The organism is Burkholderia pseudomultivorans (assembly GCF_902499075.1).
Classification (GTDB): domain Bacteria; phylum Pseudomonadota; class Gammaproteobacteria; order Burkholderiales; family Burkholderiaceae; genus Burkholderia; species Burkholderia pseudomultivorans.
In genome coordinates this window covers 27,966-50,162 of record NZ_CABVPP010000034.1, presented here as the reverse complement: position 1 = coordinate 50,162, position 22,197 = coordinate 27,966, and the positions used below count along the sequence as shown (strand labels likewise).

Sequence of the window (22,197 nt, the reverse complement as noted above, 5' to 3'; positions counted from 1 at the left end):
ACGCATGACCGATTCGACCCGCTCGCTGCGCGACTGCCTCGCGCCTGCGAAACTCAACCTGTTCCTGCACATCACCGGCCGCCGCCCGAACGGCTATCACGATCTGCAAAGCGTGTTCCAGTTGCTGAACTGGGGCGACACGCTGCACTTCACGCTGCGCGACGACGGTCGGGTCGTCCGCGTGACCGACGTGCCCGGCGTGCCCGAGCAAAGCGATCTCGTCGTGCGCGCGGCCAACCTGCTGAAGGCGCATGCGGGCACCGCGGCCGGCGTCGATATCGAGATCGACAAGCGCCTGCCGATGGGGGCGGGCCTCGGCGGCGGCAGCTCCGACGCCGCGACGACGCTGCTCGCGCTGAACCGCCTGTGGCGGCTCGACCTGCCGCGCGCCGAACTGCAATCGCTCGCGGTCAAACTCGGCGCCGACGTGCCTTTTTTTGTTTTTGGAAAAAATGCGTTCGCAGAGGGTATCGGAGAAGAATTAGCTGAGGTACAATTGCCGACTCGCTGGTTCCTGGTTGTGACGCCAAGCGTTCATGTCCCGACCGCTGAAATTTTTTCAGATGAGTTGTTGACAAGAGATTCGAAGCCAGTCACAATTACGGACTTTCTTGCACAGCAAAACGTTGATGCGGGATGGCCAGACAGCTTCGGCCGGAACGACATGCAGCAGGTTGTGACAAGGAAGTACGCGGAAGTTGCGCAGGTGGTCAAATGGTTGTATGATGTGACCCCCGCGAGGATGACCGGCTCCGGAGCAAGCGTGTTTGCAGCGTTTCGCAGCAAGCAGGAGGCAGAAGCGGCGCAAGCCAGACTGCCTTCCGGTTGGAACGGCGCTGTTGCCGAGAGCCTGAACGAGCATCCGCTCTTCGCTTTCGCGTCATGAAGTTTTGCTTGATCGGATGTCCTACCGTCCGGTGAAGTTATCAGTTAAGTGTAGGGGAGTCGCCAAGTTGGTCAAGGCACCGGATTTTGATTCCGGCATGCGAGGGTTCGAGTCCTTCCTCCCCTGCCAAAAATTTTCCCGCATTTTCCCGCCTAAGCCCGAAGCAGGTGCATGATGAGCAGCCATGACGGCCTGATGGTTTTTACTGGCAACGCGAATCCCGCGCTTGCTCAGGAAGTCGTCAATATTCTTGGAATCCCCCTCGGCAAAGCAATGGTCAGCCGTTTCTCCGACGGCGAGATCCAGGTCGAGATCCAGGAAAACGTGCGCGGCAAGGACGTCTTCGTCCTGCAATCCACGTGCGCACCGACCAACGACAACCTGATGGAACTGATGATCATGGTCGATGCGCTGAAGCGCGCATCCGCCGGCCGGATCACTGCTGCCATCCCCTACTTCGGCTACGCCCGTCAGGATCGCCGCCCGCGTTCGGCGCGCGTCGCGATCTCGGCGAAGGTCGTCGCGAACATGCTGGAAATCGCCGGCGTCGAGCGGATCATCACGATGGATCTGCACGCCGACCAGATTCAGGGCTTCTTCGACATTCCGGTCGACAACATCTACGCGACGCCGATCCTGCTGGGCGACCTGCGCAAGCAGAACTACGCGGATCTGCTGGTCGTGTCGCCGGACGTCGGCGGCGTGGTCCGCGCCCGCGCGCTCGCGAAGCAGCTCAACTGCGATCTCGCGATCATCGACAAGCGTCGCCCGAAGGCGAACGTGTCGGAAGTGATGAACATCATCGGTGAAGTCGAAGGCCGCACCTGCGTGATCATGGACGACATGGTCGATACGGCCGGCACGCTGTGCAAGGCTGCGCAAGTGCTGAAGGAGCGCGGCGCGAAGCAGGTGTTCGCCTACGCGACGCACCCGGTGCTGTCGGGCGGCGCCGCCGAGCGCATCGCCGCGTCGGCGCTCGACGAACTCGTCGTCACCGACACGATCCCGCTGTCGGCCGAATCGCTCGGCTGCTCGAAGATCCGTGCGCTGACGAGCGCGAGCCTGCTGGCCGAAACGTTCTCGCGGATTCGCCGCGGCGATTCGGTGATGTCGCTGTTCGCGGAATCCTGATCGCGCTACGACAAGCAAAAGCATGCGTAAAAAGCGAAGCGGCAACGCTTCGCTTTTTGCACAATCGGACGGGATAGACGAAACCCCGGCCGTTTCATCGGGGGCCGCCGTATCGACGGCCCCGTTTTACTGCCTGGTCGCGGGCAGCCATTGGAGAATCACATGAAAGTCGTCGCTTTCGAGCGCCAACAGCAAGGTACGGGTGCGAGCCGCCGCCTGCGCAACGCCGGTAAGACCACGGGTATCGTTTACGGTGGCGAAGCCGCCCCGCAAATGATCGAACTCGATCACAACGCGCTGTGGCACGCCCTGAAGAAGGAAGCCTTCCACTCGTCGATCCTCGACCTCGAAGTGGCCGGCCAGTCGCAACAGGTTCTGCTGCGCGACGTGCAATACCACCCGTTCAAGCAACTGGTGCTGCACGTGGACTTCCAGCGCGTCGACGCGAAGAAGAAGCTGCACACGAAGGTGCCGCTGCACTTCCTGAACGCTGAAGTCAGCCCGGCCGTGAAGCTGTCGAGCGCGGTCGTGTCGCACGTCGCGACGGAAATCGAAGTCGAGTGCCTGCCGGCTGCCCTGCCGGAGTTCCTCGAAGTCGACCTGTCGAAGATCGAAGCCGGTCAGTCGCTGCACGCGAAGGACATCGCACTGCCGAAGGGCGTCACGCTGACGGCCCACGTCGACGCGGAAAACCCGGTTGTCGCATCGGCGACGGTTCCGGCAGGCGCCGTGTCGGACGCTGCGGAAGGCGAAACGCCGGCTGAGTAAGCGCCTCATCGATCCGTTTCACGAAACGGTCGACGCAACCCGCCGCGGCTTGCCCGGCGGGTTTTTCTTTTTCTGCGCCCAGGCGGCCGATGCCGCCTTCGAAACGTCATGATCAAACTGATCGTCGGCCTCGGCAATCCCGGGGCGGAATACACCGCAACGCGTCACAACGCCGGCTTCTGGCTGATCGACCAGCTCGCCCGCGAAGCCGGCGCGACGCTGCGCGACGAGCGCCGCTTCCACGGCTTCTACGCGAAAGCGCGCCTGCACGGCGAGGAAGTCCACCTGCTCGAGCCGCAGACCTACATGAACCGCTCGGGCCAGTCGGTTGTCGCGCTCGCGCATTTCTTCAAGATCCTGCCCGACCAGATTCTCGTCGCGCACGACGAGCTCGACCTGCCGCCCGGCACCGTGAAGCTGAAGCTCGGCGGCGGCAGCGGCGGCCACAACGGCCTGAAGGACATCTCCGCGCACCTGTCGTCGCAGCAGTACTGGCGGCTGCGAATCGGCATCGGCCATCCGCGCGATCTGATTCCGGAAAGCGCGCGCGCCGGCGCAAAGCCCGACGTCGCGAACTTCGTGCTGAAGCCGCCGCGCCGCGAAGAGCAGGACGTGATCGACGCGGCGATCGAACGCGCGCTCGCGGTGATGCCGATGGTCGTCAAGGGCGAGCTCGACCGCGCGACGATGCAGCTGCATCGCAACTGATGCGTCGTTGCACCGCCACGGTGCAACGAACGCCGACCTTCGCCTCCGGCCCGCGCAACACCGCGCATGAACGCGCACCGCGCCGCGCACATGCGGTAACCTCGTTGTTTTGCCCGTCAGGAGCCAAGCGGTGAGCCGTTACTGGAGCGACGTCGTTCAGCAACTCGTGCCTTACGTGCCGGGCGAGCAGCCCGCGCTCGCACATCCCGTCAAGCTGAACACCAACGAGAATCCCTATCCGCCGTCGCCGCGCGTCGTCGCGGCGATCGCGCGCGAGCTCGGCGAAACCGGCGACACGCTGCGCCGCTATCCCGACCCGCTCGCGCGCGCGCTGCGCGAGACGGTCGCCGCCCACCACCGGATCCGCGCCGAGCAGGTGTTCGTCGGCAACGGCTCCGACGAGGTGCTCGCGCATACGTTCCAGGCGCTGCTCAAGCATGACCGGCCGCTGCGCTTCCCGGACATCACGTACAGCTTCTACCCGACCTACGCGCGCCTGTACGGCGTGCAGACCACGACCGTGCCGCTCGCCGACGATTTCTCGATCCGCGTCGACGACTATCTCGACGACGGCGGCGGCGTGCTGTTCCCGAACCCGAATGCACCGACCGGGCGTGCGCTGCCGCTCGCGGATGTCGAACGGATCGCGGCCGCGAACCCGTCGTCGGTCGTCGTGATCGACGAGGCCTATGTCGATTTCGGCGCGCAGTCGGCGATTACGCTGATCGATCGCCATCCGAACCTGCTCGTCGTGCACACGACGTCGAAGGCGCGCTCGCTCGCCGGCATGCGCGTCGGCTTCGCGTTCGGCGACGCGGCGCTGATCGACGCGCTGAACCGCGTGAAGGACAGCTTCAACTCGTATCCGCTCGACCGGCTCGCGCAGGTCGCCGCACAGGCTGCATACGAAGACGACGCGTATTTCGGCGCCACGTGCCGGCGCGTGATCGACAGCCGCACGCGGCTCACGCAGGCGCTCGACGCGCTCGGCTTCGACGTCGTGCCGTCGGCCGCGAACTTCGTGTTCGCGCGCCATCCCGCGCACGATGCGGGCACGCTCGCGGCAAAGCTGAAGGAACGGGAAATTTTCGTGCGGCACTTCCGGCTGCCGCGCATCGACCAGCATCTGCGCATCACCGTCGGCACCGACGCCGAATGCGATGCGCTGATCGCCGCGCTGCGCGAGCTGCTGCACTGAAAAGCACGCGGGCGGCATGCGCCGCCCGGAAGGGTGTCACGCGACGCGCGCCGGCGCATCGCCTGCTCTGCCGTACATCGCCACCCGTTGCGGCGGGCGGCTGTCGATCGAAGTCGGCGCTTTTGCGCGCTTACTTCGATTCCCCGCAGAGCGCGTGGTACTTCTCCATCAATTGCGCGTGCGATTCGTCATGCTGCGGATCGCGCGGAATGCATTCGACCGGACACACCTGCTGGCACTGCGGCTCGTCGAAATGGCCGACGCACTCGGTGCACTTGTTGGGGTCGATCACGTAGATCTCCGGGCCCATCGAAATCGCGCCGTTCGGGCACTCGGGCTCGCACACGTCGCAATTGATGCACTCGTCGGTAATCATCAAAGCCATACTGATCTCGCTTCCTCAGGCCGGCGGCCGGCTTCTCGTCGAAACCGGCCGGCGCCGCGTCACGCGGCCGGGCCTCCCATCGCGGCGACCTTCTCGGTCAGCCATTTTTCCACCGACGGGAACACGAACTTGCTGACATCGCCACCCAACTGCGCGATTTCGCGCACGATCGTCCCCGAAATGAACTGGTACTGATCGGACGGCGTCATGAACATCGTCTCGACGTCCGGCAGCAGATAGCGGTTCATCCCCGCCATCTGGAACTCGTATTCGAAATCGGATACCGCGCGCAGGCCGCGCACGATCACGCGCGCGTTGTTGGTGCGGACGAAGTCCTTCAGCAGGCCCTTGAACCCCATCACCTTCACGTTCGGATAGTGGCCGAGCACCTCGTTCGCAATCTTCAGACGTTCTTCGAGCGAGAAGAACGGCTTCTTCGCGCGGCTGTCGGCGACCCCGACGACCAGCGTATCAAAAATGCTCGACGCACGCCGCACGAGGTCTTCGTGCCCGCGCGTCAGCGGATCGAACGTACCGGGATACACGGCGACTACCATGTCGCTCCTCCTGTCATCACGCAAACGGGAATGCAGCTGCGCAACGCGCACGCCGCTGCAGAGATGGGCCTGCGTCGCCTTTGCGGCGCGCCGCCTCGTATGGAACGCGCATTATTCATCATTTTCGCGCCGCAGCAAATGATAGTGAACCGCGCCGGCTTTGCCGCGCTTGACGATCTGCCAGCCCGCGAGCGCTTCGTGGGCGGCCGGGTCGAGTTCCGCGCCGCTCTCGACGTACAGCGCGCCGCCCGCCGCGACGAGCGGCGCACTCAGCGCAAGCGCGCGCGCGAACACGGCCGCGTCGCCGAACGGCGGATCGAGGAACACGACGTCGAACGCGCCCGGCGCGAGGCCGGCCGCGAGGCGCAGCGCATCGGCCTCGGCGACCTCGACCGTGCACGCGCCGAGCTTGTCCCGGATCGCGCGCAGCTGCTGCGCGGCGCGCGGATGGCGCTCGACCATCACGACGCTCGCCGCGCCGCGCGACGCGGCCTCGAAGCCGAGCGCGCCGGTGCCCGCGAACAGGTCGAGGCAGCGCTGGCCGGCCAGATCCTGGCCGAGCCAGTTGAACAGCGTTTCGCGCACGCGATCGGGAGTCGGGCGCAGCCCGTCGAGGTCGAGCACCGCGAGCGGCGTGCGTTTCCAGTCGCCGCCGATGATGCGAATCGTGTGCGGCTTGCCGCGACTGGAGGGGGCCGACGAACGGCCGGAAGGGGAACGGGACATACTCAATATCGAGACGGGGGGAACGGGCGCGCGCGGGGGCGTGCCGCCAGACAGGCGCACGTTACCACAGCGGCGGCGCACACTGACGCGAGCGCCCCGCCGCGCCTGATAAAATGCACGGTTTCGGCCGCCGTGCGCCGCACCCGCGCGAACGCAGACGGCCCGTCCGGCATCCCGCCCCCGCGGCAGCCGCCCTCTTCCCGACGTCAGACCATGTTCAGCTTCTTCAAACGATTCAAGAAAACGCAGGAGCCCGATCCCGCGGAATCGCAATCGGCCGACGCGCCGCAGCCCGATGCGCCGGCCGAAGCACCCGCGCCCACGGCACCGCCCGCGGCCGATGCGCCCCCTGCGCCGCCCCAGCCGGCCGCCCCGGCCGTCGTGATGACGGTCACGCCGACCGATAACGGCCGCGACGAGGTCGTCGAGACCGTCGAGATCGTGCCGCCGCCCGTGCAGGACGCGTCCGCGAAGAAATCGTGGCTTGCGCGCCTGAAGACGGGGCTCGCGAAGACGGGCTCGAGCATCACGGGCGTGTTCGTCAACACGAAGATCGACGAGGACCTGTACGAGGAACTCGAAACCGCGCTGCTGATGTCCGACGCGGGCGTCGACGCAACCGAATACCTGCTCGGCGCGCTGCGCGAGAAGGTGCGCGCGGGCCGGCTGACCGACCCGCAGCAGGTGAAGGCCGCGCTGCGCGACCTGCTCGTCGAGCTGCTGACGCCGCTCGAGAAATCGCTGGTGCTCGGCCGCGCGCAGCCGCTCGTGATGATGATCGCGGGCGTGAACGGCGCCGGCAAGACGACCAGCATCGGCAAGCTCGCGAAGCATCTGCAGAGTTTCGACCAGTCGGTGCTGCTCGCCGCAGGCGACACGTTCCGCGCAGCCGCGCGCGAGCAGCTGACGGTCTGGGGCGAGCGCAACAACGTGACGGTCGTGCAGCAGGAAAGCGGCGATCCGGCCGCGGTGATCTTCGATGCGGTCAGCGCCGCGCGCGCGCGCAAGATCGACGTGATGATGGCCGACACGGCCGGCCGCCTGCCGACGCAGCTGCACCTGATGGAAGAACTGAAGAAAGTGAAGCGCGTGATCTCGAAGGCGCACGACGGCGCGCCGCACGAAGTGCTGCTCGTGATCGACGCGAACACGGGCCAGAACGGCCTCACGCAGGTGAAGGCATTCGACGACGCGCTCGGCCTGACCGGGCTGATCGTCACCAAGCTCGACGGCACCGCGAAGGGCGGGATCCTCGCCGCGATCGCGCGGCAGCGCCCGGTGCCGGTCTACTTCATCGGCGTCGGCGAGAAGGTCGAGGACCTGCAGCCGTTCAGCGCAGAGGAATTCGCGGACGCGCTGCTCGGCTGAACGCCGCGCTCCGCACCGCACGCACAAGGCGCCTTCGGGCGCCTTTTTCAATGGTTCGGCGGGCGCGCCGCGAGCGCGCGGCTGCCCGCGCTCCCGCGTTACTCGGCGTCCGGCTGCACGCCGGGCTCGGCCGCCTTGAACGCGTCGAGCGTCGATGCGTAATCGGCGATCCGCTGGATCGTCGGATAGACGGTCGTGTCGATCGAGAAGCGGTTCGCGTTGAACACCTGCGGCACGAGACAGATATCGGCGAGCGTCGGCGTATCGCCGAAGCACAGCTTGCCCGTGCGCGGATCGCCCGCGAGCCGCGTTTCGAGCGATGCGAAGCCCGACTCGATCCAGTGCCGGTACCACGCGTTCTTGTCATCCTCGGACACCTTCAGCGTGTGCTTCAGGTATTTCAGCACGCGCAGGTTGTCGAGCGGATGGATCTCGCACGCGATCTGCAGCGCGATCGCCCGCACGTACGCGCGATCGACCGGCTGCTTCGGCAGCAGCGCGGGCTCGGGATGGGTCTCGTCGAGATACTCGACGATCGCGAGCGACTGCTGCAGCGTCGCGTCGCCGTCGATCAGCGTCGGCACGAGCGCATCCGGATTCAGCGCGCGATAGTCGTCCTTCAGTTGCTGGCCGCCGTCGCGCAGCATGTGCACGGGCACGTAGTCGTACGGCAGCCGCTTCAGGTTCAGCGCGATCCGCACGCGGTACGAAGCGGAACTGCGGAAATAGCTGTAGAGCTTCATGGGATGTCTCTCGTAGTCGTATTCGGCCGGCGGCGCGCCGCCGGGAACCAGAGTGTAGCGCGGCCGCGCGGCGGCCCGCCGCTTGTGTGCGCGCTGCCCGTGCGATACTCGGTGCATTCCTGACCGCTCACCGCGCGACCCGATGCCGGCCGCGCCCCCACGCTCCGATGACCGCTGCCCACGATCCCGCCACCCCGTTCCCCTGCGCCCGCTTCATCAAGGAAATCGGCCGCGGCCCGCACGGCGCGCGCGCGCTGTCCGCCGACGACACGTATGCGCTCTATCGCGCGATGCTCGACGCGCGCGTGTCGGACCTCGAGCTCGGCGCGATCCTGATCGCGTACCGCCTGAAAGGCGAAACCGCCGACGAGCTGGCCGCGATGCTCGCCGCCGCGCACGCGTCGTTCGAGCCCGTGCACGTGCAGGACGCCGCCTTCCGTCCGGTGTCGATCCCCAGCTACAACGGCGCGCGTAAACAGCCGAACCTCGTGCCGCTGCTCGCGCTGCTGCTCGCGCGCGAAGGCGTGCCGGTGCTGGTGCACGGCGTGTCGCAGGATCCGGGCCGCGTGACGAGCGCGGAGATTTTCGCGGCGCTGTCGATCGCGCCGTCGACGTCGCACGACGCGATCGAGGACACGCTCGCCGAGCGTCGCGTCGCGTTCGCGCCGATCGACGCGCTCGCGCCGCGCATCGCGCGCCTGCTGTCGTTGCGCGCGGTGCTCGGCGTGCGCAATTCGACGCACACGCTCGTGAAACTGCTGCAGCCGTTCGCGCCGGCGGGCCTGCGGCTCGTCAACTATACGCATCCGCCTTACCGCGACAGCCTCGCGCAGCTGTTCCGCGACCATCCGGACGCCGCGCTCGGCGGTGCGCTGCTCGCGCGCGGCACCGAGGGCGAGGCGGTCGCCGACACGCGGCGCCAGGTGCAGGTCGACTGGTTGCACGACGGCGTCTGCGACACGCTGATCGAAGCCGAGCGTTCGTCGGCCGACGCGCCGCCGGTCGAACTGCCGGAATCGCGCGATGCGGAAACGACCGCCGCGTGGACCGGCGCCGTGCTGCGCGGCGAGATTCCGGCGCCCGAGGCGCTCGCGCGACAGGTCGAGACGATCGTGCGAATCGCGCGGATCGCGCCCTGACGGGCTTCGCCGCGGCGAAGCCGGCCGGTTTCACCTCCGACCATTTGACACGCGCGGGCATCCTGGCATAGAGTTGTCGCCATGCGTTCCTTTTCGAACACCCTCCGAATTACCTCCGGCCGCCTAGCGCGGCCGCTATCGCTACGACTAGCCTAAGGCTGTCGTAGCGCCGTGTGCTGTCCGCACGGTCCCTCCCAGCAGTTCTCGCAGCACCCTTCTCGCAGTTTTTACAACCCGAAGTCGTCAGCTTTCGTCCGTCTATCCGTCGGTCGATTCGCGAAGATCATCCGCATCCGCAGCGCGATCCGGCGCCACGGTGCGAGGCAGCGTCAACCGTCGCTCATGCCGTCCGTCTTCGCTCGCGACTTGAGCCCCGAGGCCAGGAAGATGAAGCGCAACCCGCAAGACAAGTACCGAGCGTTCGAACCCGTCCGTATCAACGGCCGCAAGTGGCCGACCCGCACGATCGAGCGTGCGCCGGTCTGGATGAGCACCGACCTGCGCGACGGCAACCAGTCGCTGATCGAGCCGATGAGCATCGAGCAGAAGCTCGAATTCTTCGAGATGCTCGTCGCGATCGGCTTCAAGGAGATCGAAGTCGGTTTTCCGTCGGCGTCGCAAACCGACTTCGATTTCGTGCGCAAGCTGATCGACGAGCAGCGCATCCCCGACGACGTGACGATCGAAGTGCTCGTGCAGTCGCGCGAAGACCTGATCGCACGCACGTTCGAGGCGCTCGAAGGCGTGCCGCGCGCGATCGTGCACCTGTATAACGCGATCTGCCCGTCGTTCCGCCGCATCGTGTTCGGGATGTCGAAGGACGACGTGAAGGCGCTCGCGGTCGACGGCACGCGGCTCATCAAGGAATACGCGGCGGCGCGTCCGGACACGCACTGGACCTACCAGTATTCGCCGGAAACCTTCAGCATGACCGAACTCACGTTCGCGCGCGAAGTGTGCGACGCGGTCGCGCAGACGTGGCGTCCGACCCGCGATCACAAGATGATCGTCAACCTGCCGGCGACCGTCGAAGCCGCGATGCCGAACGTGTTCGCCGACCAGATCGAATGGATGGACCGCAATCTCGCGTATCGCGACAGCATCGTGCTGTCCGTGCATCCGCACAACGATCGCGGCACCGCGGTCGCGGCTGCCGAACTCGCGCTCCTCGCGGGCGCCGACCGCATCGAGGGCTGCCTGTTCGGCAACGGCGAGCGCACCGGCAACGTCGACCTCGTCACGCTCGCGCTCAATCTCTACACGCAGGGCATCGACCCGGGCCTCGATTTCTCCGACATCGACGCGGTGCGCCGCGTCGTCGAGCGCTGCAACCAGATTCCCGTGCATCCGCGCCACCCGTATGCGGGCGACCTCGTGTTTACCGCGTTCTCGGGCTCGCACCAGGACGCGATCCGCAAGGGCTTCGCGCAGCAGCGCGCCGACGCGCTGTGGGAAGTGCCGTACCTGCCGATCGATCCGGCCGACCTCGGCCGCAGCTACGACGCGGTGATCCGCGTCAACAGCCAGTCCGGCAAGGGCGGCGCGACGTTCCTGCTCGAACGCGGGATGGGCTTCACGCCGACGCGGCGCGTACAGATCGAATTCAGCCACGCGGTGCAGACGCTCGCCGACGCCTCCGGCGAAGAAGTGACGGGCGATGCGATCTGCGCGCTGTTCGCGCGCGAATTCTTCGAGACCGACGGCCCCGCCGCGCGCCACAACCAAGGCGCGCGCTGGCAGAACCGCGAGATCGGCGGCGCGTTCTCGGCCGACGCGACACCCGAAGACGCGGTGCAGCACGCAGCCGCCGCCTTCGCGGCGGCCGCCGGCGCGACGATCGATGTCGCGTCGTGCGAGCACGTGCGCACGGCGGACGGCCGGATCGCGGTGTCGGTCGGCTGCCGCGTCGGCGATGCGCCGCTGCGGCACGGCGTCGGCGTGCATGCGGACGCGACGAGCGCCGCGCTCGATGCGGTCGTCAGCGCGATCAACCGTTCGGCGTGGCACTGCGCCGACCGCCGCGCGGCGGCCTGAGCGCGCGGCCAGCGGTTCAGGGCCGGTTCCCGCCGATCGGGAACGGGCCCTGGAACACCCGGTCAGCGAACGGGGCGTGACCGCCCGTGCGCCGCGCGATCCGCGCCGCACGGGCCAGCAAAAAGCGGCCTACAAGGCCGCTCCGGTCGGGACGATAAAAGGAGCGCCACGCGCGCTCAGGTCTCGGTCGCGCACCGCGTCGCCTGCCATGCCAGCAGGCGCCAGCGACCTTTCTCGTGGGTCTGGACGGCAGTATAGGCAATCGGGAACACGAGGCCGCCGTTGTTGGTTTCCATCTCGATCAACGCGCGCCCCGTGACGACGCAGGTGTCGTCGCCGACCGGCAGCACGTCCTGCGACTGGACCTCGATCTGGCGATAGCGGCGGCGGCCGGCGGCGATGGCGTCGATGAACTGCTGCTTGGTTTCCCGCTTGCCGTTGGTGTGCACGTAGAACACCTTGTCGGACAGCAGCGCATCGAGCGCCTCGCCGTCGCCGTCCACCATCGCCCGGAACCGATCGCGCTCGAGCGCGCGGATCGCATCGACCACCTTCGTCATCGCCTGACTCCTCGGCAACGCGCACGCCGTGCGTGGGCGTGCGGGGATCAGAAGTTGTACTGCACGTAGAACTGGTGGAAATTTACCCCAGGATTCGGCTCTTTGATACCCGCGTTAGACACATGTTGAAAACGGTAACCGACCTGATACTGTTGCCGTTCTCCGAACTGCGCGCCGACGCCGGCGACCGGCGCGAACTGGAACGCGGTCGACAGCGAGAAATTGTCCGAGATCGTCGGGTGCGTCAACAGCCGGACGCCGCCGCCCGCTTCGATGAACGGCCGGATCTGCCCGGCACTCTTGATGAAGCGGAACATCGGCGTCACGCCGAATTCGCCGATGCTGCTGTGGACGTTGCCCCCGGTGTGCCAATAGCCGGCGTGCCCTTCCACCACAAACGAGAAGTGCCAGCCGCCGATCTCCCACCAATTCCAGCCCGGATCCCACACGACGCCGAGCTCGCCCATGTCGATCCCGCGGCGATCGGAGAAGCCGCCGCCCGCCTGGATGCCCCACCGATCCGCAAAGGCCGCCCCCGATCCGCCCAGCAGGGAAGCCGCCAGCATCGCGTGCAGCACAAGCCGGCTACGCGGCCGGCGATTCTTCTTGTTGTTCATCTGACACTCCAACTTTGTGGGTTGAATGGAGCCCGGCGCAACGGCCCGGCTCGAGCGAACTGAATGGTATGGTAAAGGACTTTTCGAATCGGCATCACGAAGCGAAATTGTTTGCTTCCAAATCTACAAAAATCGAAAGCGTCTGCTGATTTCCATCCAAAACAAGGGCTTACGGAACTTCGCTCGGCCGCGCCTGTCGCAGAAGAAGCTATCGGGTTTCAAGGATCGATAGAAAAATCGGGAACTCCAATGCCCGCGCGCGCTCTAAGGAATTAGCACTCGGCTTGCGGGAGTGCTAAGATTGGCCTCGGAATCTCGATCCGAGTCCGGGGTTCATCCCTGATTCCAAAGGAGTTTTTTAGTGAGCAACGCCCTGACCCTTCCGAATACCCTGAGCCCGGCGCCGGCCAAGGCCGAATCGGCAGGCTCGCTGGCGCTCGCAACTCAAGCGATGTTGCCGGGCCAGCTTGGCAACCTCGACGCGTATATCCAGGCCGTCAACCGCATTCCGCTGCTGACCGCCGAAGAGGAACGCCAGTACGCGACCCAATTCCGTGAAGAGAACGACCTCGACGCCGCGCGCCGCCTCGTGCTGTCGCACCTGCGGCTCGTCGTGTCGATCGCGCGCAACTATCTCGGCTACGGCCTGCCGCACGGCGACTTGATCCAGGAAGGCAACATCGGCCTGATGAAGGCCGTGAAGCGTTTCGACCCGGCGCAGAACGTGCGCCTCGTGTCGTACGCGATCCACTGGATCAAGGCGGAGATTCACGAATACATCCTGCGCAACTGGCGCACGGTGAAGGTCGCGACGACCAAGGCGCAGCGCAAGCTGTTCTTCAACCTGCGCAGCCACAAGAAGGGCGTGCAGGCGATGACGCCGGAGGAAATCGACGGCCTCGCGAAGGAACTCAACGTCAAGCGCGAAGAAGTGACCGAGATGGAAACGCGGCTGTCGGGCGGCGACATCGCGCTCGAAGGGCAGGTCGAGGACGGCGAGGAGTCGTACGCGCCGATCGCCTATCTGGCCGACTCGCACAACGAGCCGACCGCCGTGCTCGCCGCGCGTCAGCGCGACATGCTGCAGACCGACGGCATCGCGCAGGCGCTCGACGCGCTCGACGCGCGAAGCCGCCGCATCATCGAGGCGCGCTGGCTGCACGTCGACGACGACGGCTCGGGCGGCTCGACGCTGCACGATCTCGCCGCCGAATTCGGCGTGTCGGCCGAACGCATTCGCCAGATCGAAGCGAGCGCGATGAAAAAGATGCGCACCGCACTCGCCGAATACGCATAAATCCCGGCGATTCAGAGCGCTTCATCGAAAACCGCTGCCTGCCCGGCAGCGGTTTTTTTTCGCCCATTGATGGACCTGATTCATCGGGTATTTCGCGGTTCCCGAGGACCTTCCGCACAAGCTTGATCTACCTCAAGTTTCGGCCCGCGGTTCGCGACGGTCTGCCGCAGCGCAGCACTCGGCTTTGCAAAGCCGTCCTTTTAAAATTGGCATGTCAGGCGCAAAAGGATTAAAACAGCTTAACGGCCGTCATAAATCCGACGTAAAGTCGCCCCAATTCGAAGTAAATCGATTCAGGATTAATGCCTTGATCTCGATCAATAAAAATCCGGTGCCGCCGCCCGCGAGGCCGCCCGGCACGCCCGGCTGGCGCGCGCGCCTCGGCGCGTGGGCGCGCGGGCCGACCCTCGCCCGCGACATCACGCTCGTGCTGATCGTCAAGCTGATCCTGTTGATGTCGCTCAAATACGCATTCTTCAATCATCCGCAGGCTGAACACATGTCGTTGCCGCCTGCCGCCGTCGCCGAGAAGCTGCTCTCGGTACCGGTGCCCGCTTCTACCGAGGGAGACCACCATGATAAGTAGCGAAGTCGTCGATCTGTCACGTCTGCAGTTCGGCATCACGGCGCTCTACCACTTCCTGTTCGTGCCGTTGACGCTCGGCCTGTCCTGGCTGCTCGTCATCATGGAAGCCGTCTACGTGATGACCGGCAAGCAGGTCTACAAGGACATGACGCAGTTCTGGGGCAAGCTGTTCGGGATCAACTTTGCGATGGGCGTGACGACCGGCATCACGCTCGAATTCCAGTTCGGCACGAACTGGTCGTACTACTCGCACTACGTCGGCGACATCTTCGGCGTGCCGCTCGCGGTCGAAGGCCTGATGGCCTTCTTCCTCGAATCGACGTTCGTCGGCCTGTTCTTCTTCGGCTGGAACCGCCTGTCGAAGGTCAAGCACCTGATCGTCACGTTCCTCGTCGCGCTCGGCTCGAACCTGTCCGCGCTGTGGATCCTCGTCGCGAACGGCTGGATGAACAATCCGGTCGGCGCCGAGTTCAACTACCAGACGATGCGCATGGAACTGACCAACCTGTTCGACGTGCTGTTCAACCCGGTCGCGCAGGTCAAGTTCGTGCACACGGTGTCGGCCGGCTACGTGACGGCCGCGATGTTCGTGCTCGGCGTGTCGTCGTGGTACCTGCTGAAGAAGCGCGACGTCGATTTCGCGCTGCGCTCGTTCGCGGTCGCGGCCGGCTTCGGCCTCGCGGCTACGCTCTGCGTGATCGTGCTCGGCGACGAATCGGGCTACACGACCGGCGAAGTGCAGAAGATGAAGCTCGCCGCGATCGAATCCGAATGGGAAACGCAGCCGGCGCCCGCATCGTTCACGCTGATCGGCATTCCGAACCAGGAGGAACAGCGCACCGACTACGCGATCAAGATCCCGTATGCGCTCGGCCTGATCGCGACACGCTCGATCGACGAGCCGGTGATCGGCCTGCGCGAGCTCGCGAAGCACAGCGAGGAGCACATCCAGAGCGGGATGGTCGCGTACGGCGCGCTGCAGAAGATCAAGGAAGGCGACACGAGCGCGGCGACGCGCGAACTGTTCGACCAGCACAAGCAGTATCTCGGCTACGGGCTGATGCTCAAGCAGTTCACGCCGAACGTGGTCGACGCGACGCCGGAGCAGATCAAGGCCGCCGCGAAGAAGACGATTCCGCCGGTCGCGCCCGTGTTCTTCTCGTTCCGGATCATGGTGTTCCTCGGCTTCCTGTTCCTCGCGACCTTCATCGCCGCGTTCTGGTTCTGCGCGCGCCGCGAACTGCTGCAGGACAACCGCCGCTGGTTCCTGCGCTATGCGGTATGGGCGATCCCGCTGCCGTGGCTCGCCGCGGAATTCGGCTGGGTCGTCGCCGAGCTCGGCCGCCAGCCGTGGACGATCGCGGGCATCCTGCCGACGCATCTTTCCGCGTCGAGCCTGACGCCGACCGACCTGTACCTGAGCCTCGCCGGTTTCATCGCGTTCTACACGGCGCTGTTCGTCATCGAGATCAAGCTGATGTTCAAGTACGCCCGCCTCGGCCCGTCGTCGCTGCATACCGGCCGTTACCACCACGAGCTGGCGGCCGCCGGCGAGCGCGCGGCCGTCTGAGCGCGCCCCCGCAACCGAACAAGGAATCGCTATGGACTATGCAACTCTCAAGCTGATCTGGTGGCTGCTGGTCGGCGTGCTGCTGATCGGCTTCGCCGTCACCGACGGCTTCGACATGGGCGCGACCGCGCTGCTGCCGTTCCTCGGCAAGACCGACGAAGAGCGCCGCATCATCATCAACACGGTGGGCGCGACGTGGGAAGGCAACCAGGTGTGGCTGATCACGGCCGGCGGCGCGATGTTCGCCGCGTGGCCGCTGGTCTACGCCGCGTCGTTCTCCGGCTTCTACTTCGCGATGCTGCTGGTGCTGTTCGCGCTGTTCTTCCGGCCCGTCGGCTTCGACTATCGCAGCAAGCGGCCCGACCCGCGCTGGCGCGCAGGCTGGGACTGGGGCCTGTTCGTCGGCGGCTTCGTGCCGGCGCTGGTGTTCGGCGTCGCGTTCGGCAACCTGCTGCAGGGCGTGCCGTTCCAGTTCGACAGCGACCTGCGCGTGACCTACCACGGCAGCTTCTGGGCGCTGCTGAACCCGTTCGCGCTGCTGTGCGGGCTCGTCAGCCTCACGATGCTGGTCGCGCACGGCGCCGCGTTCATCAAGATGAAGACCGACGGCGCGATCGCGCGCCGCGCATCGGTCGCGCTGCGCGTGTCGTCGCTGCTGGCAGTCGTGCTGTTCGTGCTGGCGGGCGTGCTGGTCGCGTCGTATATCGGCGGCTTCCACATCACGCGCGCCGCGCCGACCGATACGGTCGCGAACCCGCTGCTGAAGGACGTCGCCGCCGGCTCGGGCCTGTGGCTCGCGAACTACCGCGACTATCCGTGGATGATCGCGGCGCCCGTCGTCGGCATCGCGGGCGGCCTGCTCGCGCTGCTGCTCGCCGGTTCGAAGCAGGAAAAGACCGCGTTCTTCTGCACGGGCCTGATGATCGTCGGCGTGATCCTGACCGCGGGCTTCTCGATGTTCCCGTTCATCATGCCGTCGTCGCTCGACCCGCGCAGCAGCCTGACCGTGTGGGATTCGACGTCGAGCCAGAAGACGCTGATGGTGATGCTGTTCGCGGTGATCGTGTTCCTGCCGATCATCCTGCTCTACACGAGCTGGGTGTATCGCGTGATGCGCGGCAAGGTCACGCGCCAGGTGCTCGAAGAGAACAAGCACTCGATGTATTGAACCCGGCCGGGGCGCGCAGGCGCCCCGCCGCACCGTTTCGCAAGGAGTCGGATCATGTGGTATTTCAGCTGGATTCTCGGTATCGGCGTCGCGCTGTCGTTCGGCATCGTCAATGCGATGTGGCTCGAGGCACGCCAGAAGAAGCAGGAAGCGCCGGTGCGCACGCAGCGCGACTGACGCGACGCAGTGCCGCCGCCGGTGTCGGCGACGGACCTCGCGCGGTCTTTTTCGCCGCGCCAAAGCAAAACGGCTTGCGACGCATCGCAAGCCGTTTTCATTTCCGGCCTTGAGCGGCCGGCCCGTACCCGCCGGGCCGGCCGCGCCGCATCAGGCCGGTTGCGCGGCCGCGCCGCCGCCCGCGGACGGCAGGCGTGCGCCGAGCTGTTCCGCATAGCGTGCCGCCGCATTGCCGCAGACGATGTGGAACGTATCGGGCGATATCCACGCGACGTCGAGCGTGCCGAGCCGGTCGCGATCGACCGCCGACGCATCGCGCACGACGACGCGCAGCCGCGTGGCCGCGATCGCGTCGAGCGACGCGACGTTGGTTGCGCCGCCGAATACCGCGAGCCAGCGCGCCGGGTCCGGATCGAGCGGACCGGCTGCAGCGCCGGTAACGGGCTGCGCGGCGGCAGTCGCTGCGGCCGCCGGTGCGGCGGACGTGCCGCTGCCGATCGCGCTGCGCATCTCGTCGGCGATCAGGTCGGCCTCGGGCCCGATGATTACCTGCACGCTGTTACCGCCGCGCTTGAGCACGCCGCGCGCACCGATCGCCTTCAGTTCGGGCTCCGATACTTTCTCAGGATCGACGACCGTCAGCCGCAGGCGCGTCGTGCATGCGTCGACGACCGTCAGGTTGCCGGCACCGCCGAGCGCGGCGATATAGCGTTGCGCGCGCGGTGCAGCAGCAGCGGCACCCGCGCCCGGCGCGACGAACCCGCCCGAAGCATACGACTCGGTCGCCGCATCGGCCGAGGCCGGCTCGCGGCCCGGCGTCGCCATGTTGAACTTGCGGATGAAGAAGCGGAACAGCCCGTAGTACGCGACGCCATACGCGAGACCGAGCGGAATCGCGATCCAGCCCTTCGTCGACAGCCCGTAGTTCAGCACGTAGTCGATCGCGCCGGCCGAGAACGTGAAGCCGAGCTTCACGCCGAGGATCTGGCAGATCGCGAGCGACAGCCCCGTCAGCACCGCGTGGATCACGTACAGCACCGGTGCGAGGAACATGAAGCTGAATTCGATCGGCTCGGTCACGCCCGTGAGGAACGACGTGAGCGCCATCGAGAACAGCAGGCCGCCGACCATCGCGCGGCGCTCCTTCGGCGCTTCGTGCAGCATCGCGAGACACGCGGCCGGCAGGCCGAACATCATGATCGGGAAGAAGCCGGCCATGAAGGTGCCCGCAGTCGGGTCGCCCGCGAAGAAGCGGTGCAGATCGCCGTGCACGATCTCGCCGCCGGCGGGCGGCGTGAAGTTGCCGAACACGAACCAGGCGAGCGAGTTGATGATGTGGTGCAGGCCGGTAACGAGCAGCAGCCGGTTCAGGAAGCCGAACACGAACGCGCCGATCGCGCCCGCGGTCGTCAGCCACTGGCCGGCCGCATCGATCGCATGCTGGATCGGCTGCCACACGTAGCCGAACACGATGCCGAGCACCACGCACACGAGCCCCGTGATGATCGGCACGAACCGCTTGCCGCCGAAGAACGCCAGGTAGTCGGGCAGCTTGATGTCCTTGTAGCGGTTGTACAGCAGGCCGGCCACCACGCCGGCGATGATCCCGGACAGCACGCCCATGTTCAGCTTCGGGTCGATGTCCTTCATGATCGCGGTTTCGATCAGGTAGCCGATCGCACCCGCGAGCGCCGCAACGCCGTTGTTGTCCTTCGCGAAGCCGACCGCCACGCCGATCGCGAACAGCAGCGGCAGGTTGTCGAAGATCGCGCCGCCGGCGTCGGCGATCATCTTGATGTTGAACACGTCCGGTTGCCCGAGCCGCAGCAGGATGCCGGCGACCGGCAACACCGCGATCGGCAGCATCAGCGCCCGGCCCAGGCTCTGTATCTTCAGAAACGGATTCCCGTCCATTCAGTCCTCCAATCCTTGTCTCGCTTCGTTGACCTGATTGCTTTCGTAGTAAAACGGGCCGCGCGCCCGCCGGCGACGCTCAGTCGAGCGGCCAGACCTCGCGGCTTGCTGCCCTTACCGCCTGCGCCGAATCGAGCGCGAGCAGATCCTGCGCACGCTGGCGACACAGCTGGTAATCGAGACGGCGCACCCGCGCCTTGATGCCCGGCACCGCGACCGGGTCGACCGACAGCTCGGTCACGCCGAGGCCGACGAGGATCGGCACCGCGAGCGGATCGCCGCCGAGCGCACCGCATACGCCGACCCACTTGCCGTGTTTTTCCGCACCGCGCACCGCGATGTCGATCAGGCGCAGCACGGCCGGATGCAGGCCGTCGGCCTGCGCGGCCAGATCGGCCTGGCAGCGGTCCATCGCGAGCGTGTATTGCGTCAGGTCGTTGGTGCCGATCGACAGGAAATCCGCGTGCTGCGCGAGCTGGTCGGCGAGCAGCGCCGCCGAGGGCACCTCGATCATCGCGCCAACCTCGATCGGCTCGGTGCGGCCCTGCGCGCGCGCGAATTCGTCGATGCGCTTTCTGAGCCGCACCAGTTCGCCGGCGTCCGTGACCATCGGCAGCAGGATTCGCACCGCGCCGGCCGGCTGCACCGCAAGCAGGCCCTGCAACTGATCGTCGAGCAGGTCCGGGCGCACCTGCGCGAGCCGGATGCCGCGCAGGCCGAGCGCGGGGTTCGGCTCGGGCGGCAGCGTCAAGTAGTCGACCTCCTTGTCCGCGCCGACGTCGAGCGTGCGGATGATCGCGGTGCGGCCCTGCAGCGCGTCGACGATCGACTGGTAGCTCTGCCGGTGTTCGGCGACCGTCGGCGCCGCCTGACGGTGGATGAACATCAGTTCGGTGCGCAGCAGGCCGACCGCGTCCGCGCCGTTGTCGACCGCGGTGTTCGCGTCGTCGAGCGTCGCGATGTTCGCGGCGACCTCGATCGCACGCCCGTCGACGGTGGCGGCGGCCGCACCGGCCATCTGCCGGTTCGCCTCGCGCACGCCGGCCTGACGCTGGCGCTCGTGCCGCGCGCGCTCCACGTCGAGCGCGGTCGGCGCATGTTCGAGACGGCCCGCGCTCGCGTCGATGACGACCTGCGTGCCGTCCGGAATCGCATACAGCGCGTCGCCGACCGCGACCAGTGCCGGAATGCCGAGCTGTCGCGCGATGATCGCCGCGTGCGAGGTCGCACCGCCGCGCGCCATCACGAGCGCGGTCACGCGCTGGCGGTCGAGCGACGACAAGTCCGATGGCGTGAATTCCTCGGCTGCGAGCACGGCCTCGTCGGGCAGCGCGCGGGTCGCGCCGCTCGTGTGGCCGAGCGCGCGCAGCACGCGCTTCTCGATGTCGCGCAGATCGGCCGCGCGCTCGGCGAGCAACGCGTCGTCGAGCTTCGACAGCGTGTCGATCTGCGTGCGGATCGTCGTGCGCCATGCGAAGCCCGCGCTCTTGCCGAGGCTGATCAGGTCGCGCGCCGCATCGATCAGCGTCGGATCCTCGAGCAGCACGCGATGCACCGCGAAGATCCCCGCTTCGCCGACCGCGCCGCGCGCCGACGCATTGCGCACCGTTTCGTCGAGTTCCGCATCGACGGCCTTCAGCGCGCGGTCGAGCTGGCGGCTTTCCGTCGCGGGCGTGCCGACGGCCTGTTCGGGCGGCACGAGCTCCGCGTCGTCGAGGCGCACCAGCGTGCCGACCGCGATGCCGGGCGCCGCGCATACGCCTGCCAGCGTGTTCGGCGCGAGCGGTGCGCCGCTGTTGTGGACGATCGCCTGCGGCGCGGGCGACTTCAGCCGCGCCGGCTTTTCCTCGACCTCGCCGTGCGCCTCGCGCAGCAGTTCGTTCGCGACCGCGTCGACGGCCTGCTGCGCCTGCGCGCCGCGGCCGACGAGTTCGATCGTCGCGCGCTCGCCGGCGCCGAGGCCGAGCAGGCCGACCACGCTTTCGATCGGCGCCTTGCGGCCGTCGAAATGCACGTCGACATGCGCATCGAGCCCGCGCGCGGCTTCGCGCGCCCGCGCGGCCGGCCGTGCGTGCAGGCCGCCCGGCTGCGTCAGCACGATCTCGCGGCGCACTTCGTTCATGGCTGCCGCGCCGGCCTCGGCCGCCTGCGCGGCGGCGTCGCCCTTGCCGCGCAGCGTCAGCAGCGAGGTACTGCCGGCCGTCGCGAAGCCGCCCGCGCGCTCGACCACCTCGAACGCATCGGAATTCGCGATCGCGATCACCGACACGAGCGAATGCGCGCTGCGCGCGACCGCATCCTGGTCGAACTCGATCAGCAGGTCGCCCGCTTCGACGCGCGCGCCGGCCTCGACGCGCGCGGTGAAGCCCTGCCCGTTCAGCTCGACGGTATCGATGCCGATATGCAGCAGCACTTCCGCGCCTTGCGGCGTCGTGATCGTCACCGCGTGGCCCGTGCGCGCGAGATGCGACACGACCCCCGCGCACGGCGCGACGAGCCGGCCTTCGAGCGGGTCGATGCCGAGCCCGTCGCCGAACATCCCGCCGGAGAACACCGGATCGGGCACGTCGGCCAGCGCGACGATCGGCCCCGTCAACGGGGCAAGCAGGACGATCGGATCATGGGCGGAACTCTTCAACTGGGACTCCTCGGCGCGTCTCATCGG

21 protein-coding genes and 1 tRNA gene are annotated in these 22,197 nt (G+C 66.9%); 14 read left to right on the top strand and 8 right to left on the bottom strand.

The window, feature by feature from the left end:
* Positions 1-4: 4 nt before the first annotated feature.
* From ispE to hisC, 6 genes are all read left to right on the top strand, one after another.
* Positions 5-886: a 4-(cytidine 5'-diphospho)-2-C-methyl-D-erythritol kinase gene (gene ispE / locus BST28156_RS21240; protein WP_174903318.1), complete on the top strand. Its 882-nt coding sequence runs from the start codon at positions 5-7 to the stop codon at positions 884-886.
* A 52-nt stretch (positions 887-938) separates the two neighbouring features.
* Positions 939-1,015, top strand: a tRNA-Gln gene (locus BST28156_RS21235).
* Between the two features lie 45 nt (positions 1,016-1,060).
* Entirely contained in the window at positions 1,061-2,017 is a 957-nt protein-coding gene (locus BST28156_RS21230) for a ribose-phosphate pyrophosphokinase (protein ID WP_009690953.1), read from the top strand.
* 162 nt (positions 2,018-2,179) lie between these two features.
* Positions 2,180-2,785, top strand: a complete 606-nt coding sequence (locus BST28156_RS21225; RefSeq protein ID WP_060246882.1) for a 50S ribosomal protein L25/general stress protein Ctc — start codon at positions 2,180-2,182, stop codon at positions 2,783-2,785.
* A gap of 108 nt (positions 2,786-2,893) precedes the next feature.
* Positions 2,894-3,493 carry an aminoacyl-tRNA hydrolase gene (gene pth, locus BST28156_RS21220; RefSeq protein WP_059512672.1) on the top strand — a complete coding sequence of 200 codons (600 nt, stop codon included), beginning with the start codon at positions 2,894-2,896 and terminating at the stop codon, positions 3,491-3,493.
* 130 nt (positions 3,494-3,623) lie between these two features.
* The gene (hisC, locus tag BST28156_RS21215) at positions 3,624-4,691 is read left to right on the top strand and encodes a histidinol-phosphate transaminase (RefSeq protein ID WP_060246876.1); all 1,068 of its coding nucleotides are present in this window, start codon (positions 3,624-3,626) and stop codon (positions 4,689-4,691) included.
* A gap of 130 nt (positions 4,692-4,821) precedes the next feature.
* Here hisC and BST28156_RS21210 read toward each other — a convergent pair whose 3' ends face one another.
* From BST28156_RS21210 to rsmD, 3 genes are all read right to left on the bottom strand, one after another.
* Entirely contained in the window at positions 4,822-5,076 is a 255-nt protein-coding gene (locus tag BST28156_RS21210; protein WP_040128236.1) for a YfhL family 4Fe-4S dicluster ferredoxin, read from the bottom strand.
* 59 nt (positions 5,077-5,135) lie between these two features.
* Positions 5,136-5,633, bottom strand: coding sequence for a pantetheine-phosphate adenylyltransferase (gene coaD, locus BST28156_RS21205; RefSeq protein ID WP_006398238.1), 498 nt, complete (start codon positions 5,631-5,633; stop codon positions 5,136-5,138).
* Positions 5,634-5,744: 111 nt separating this feature from the next.
* On the bottom strand, positions 5,745-6,359 hold the full coding sequence (rsmD, locus tag BST28156_RS21200; RefSeq protein WP_174903317.1) for a 16S rRNA (guanine(966)-N(2))-methyltransferase RsmD: 615 nt from the start codon (positions 6,357-6,359) through the stop codon (positions 5,745-5,747).
* Positions 6,360-6,572: 213 nt separating this feature from the next.
* On the opposite strand from rsmD, the gene ftsY reads away from it, so the two are divergent.
* Positions 6,573-7,727 carry a signal recognition particle-docking protein FtsY gene (ftsY, locus tag BST28156_RS21195; protein WP_040128240.1) on the top strand — a complete coding sequence of 385 codons (1,155 nt, stop codon included), beginning with the start codon at positions 6,573-6,575 and terminating at the stop codon, positions 7,725-7,727.
* Positions 7,728-7,825: 98 nt separating this feature from the next.
* On the opposite strand, the gene maiA is transcribed toward ftsY, so the two are convergent.
* Positions 7,826-8,470, bottom strand: a complete 645-nt coding sequence (maiA, locus tag BST28156_RS21190) for a maleylacetoacetate isomerase (RefSeq protein WP_174903316.1) — start codon at positions 8,468-8,470, stop codon at positions 7,826-7,828.
* A 167-nt stretch (positions 8,471-8,637) separates the two neighbouring features.
* Between maiA and ybiB the strand changes: the two genes are divergently transcribed.
* Positions 8,638-9,609: a DNA-binding protein YbiB gene (ybiB, locus tag BST28156_RS21185; protein WP_060246870.1), complete on the top strand. Its 972-nt coding sequence runs from the start codon at positions 8,638-8,640 to the stop codon at positions 9,607-9,609.
* Positions 9,610-9,996: 387 nt separating this feature from the next.
* On the top strand, positions 9,997-11,643 hold the full coding sequence (leuA, locus tag BST28156_RS21180) for a 2-isopropylmalate synthase (RefSeq protein ID WP_174903315.1): 1,647 nt from the start codon (positions 9,997-9,999) through the stop codon (positions 11,641-11,643).
* Positions 11,644-11,819: 176 nt separating this feature from the next.
* On the opposite strand, the gene BST28156_RS21175 is transcribed toward leuA, so the two are convergent.
* Together BST28156_RS21175 and BST28156_RS21170 are read right to left on the bottom strand one after the other, a co-directional pair.
* Complete coding sequence (locus tag BST28156_RS21175) at positions 11,820-12,203, bottom strand: nuclear transport factor 2 family protein (protein WP_060246866.1); 384 nt, start codon at positions 12,201-12,203, stop codon at positions 11,820-11,822.
* A 47-nt stretch (positions 12,204-12,250) separates the two neighbouring features.
* Complete coding sequence (locus BST28156_RS21170) at positions 12,251-12,820, bottom strand: acyloxyacyl hydrolase (RefSeq protein ID WP_174903314.1); 570 nt, start codon at positions 12,818-12,820, stop codon at positions 12,251-12,253.
* A 361-nt stretch (positions 12,821-13,181) separates the two neighbouring features.
* Here BST28156_RS21170 and rpoH point away from each other — a divergent pair, with 361 nt between their 5' ends.
* The 5 genes from rpoH to cydX all read left to right on the top strand — a co-directional run bounded on the left by rpoH (position 13,182) and on the right by cydX (position 17,618).
* Positions 13,182-14,117 (top strand): RNA polymerase sigma factor RpoH, encoded by a 936-nt coding sequence (rpoH, locus tag BST28156_RS21165; protein WP_060246861.1) that lies wholly within the window; start codon positions 13,182-13,184, stop codon positions 14,115-14,117.
* Between the two features lie 307 nt (positions 14,118-14,424).
* The gene (gene cydP, locus BST28156_RS21160; protein ID WP_060246858.1) at positions 14,425-14,703 is read left to right on the top strand and encodes a cytochrome oxidase putative small subunit CydP; all 279 of its coding nucleotides are present in this window, start codon (positions 14,425-14,427) and stop codon (positions 14,701-14,703) included.
* Positions 14,693-16,273 (top strand): cytochrome ubiquinol oxidase subunit I, encoded by a 1,581-nt coding sequence (locus BST28156_RS21155; RefSeq protein WP_174903313.1) that lies wholly within the window; start codon positions 14,693-14,695, stop codon positions 16,271-16,273. Before cydP ends, BST28156_RS21155 begins: the two co-directional genes overlap by 11 nt.
* A gap of 31 nt (positions 16,274-16,304) precedes the next feature.
* On the top strand, positions 16,305-17,441 hold the full coding sequence (gene cydB, locus BST28156_RS21150; RefSeq protein ID WP_060246854.1) for a cytochrome d ubiquinol oxidase subunit II: 1,137 nt from the start codon (positions 16,305-16,307) through the stop codon (positions 17,439-17,441).
* Positions 17,442-17,495: 54 nt separating this feature from the next.
* Positions 17,496-17,618 (top strand): cytochrome bd-I oxidase subunit CydX, encoded by a 123-nt coding sequence (gene cydX / locus BST28156_RS21145; RefSeq protein ID WP_060246850.1) that lies wholly within the window; start codon positions 17,496-17,498, stop codon positions 17,616-17,618.
* 150 nt (positions 17,619-17,768) lie between these two features.
* On the opposite strand, the gene nagE is transcribed toward cydX, so the two are convergent.
* Positions 17,769-19,532: an N-acetylglucosamine-specific PTS transporter subunit IIBC gene (gene nagE / locus BST28156_RS21140; protein WP_174903312.1), complete on the bottom strand. Its 1,764-nt coding sequence runs from the start codon at positions 19,530-19,532 to the stop codon at positions 17,769-17,771.
* Positions 19,533-19,611: 79 nt separating this feature from the next.
* The gene (gene ptsP, locus BST28156_RS21135; protein ID WP_174903311.1) at positions 19,612-22,194 is read right to left on the bottom strand and encodes a phosphoenolpyruvate--protein phosphotransferase; all 2,583 of its coding nucleotides are present in this window, start codon (positions 22,192-22,194) and stop codon (positions 19,612-19,614) included.
* Between the last annotated feature and the right edge of the window lie 3 nt (positions 22,195-22,197).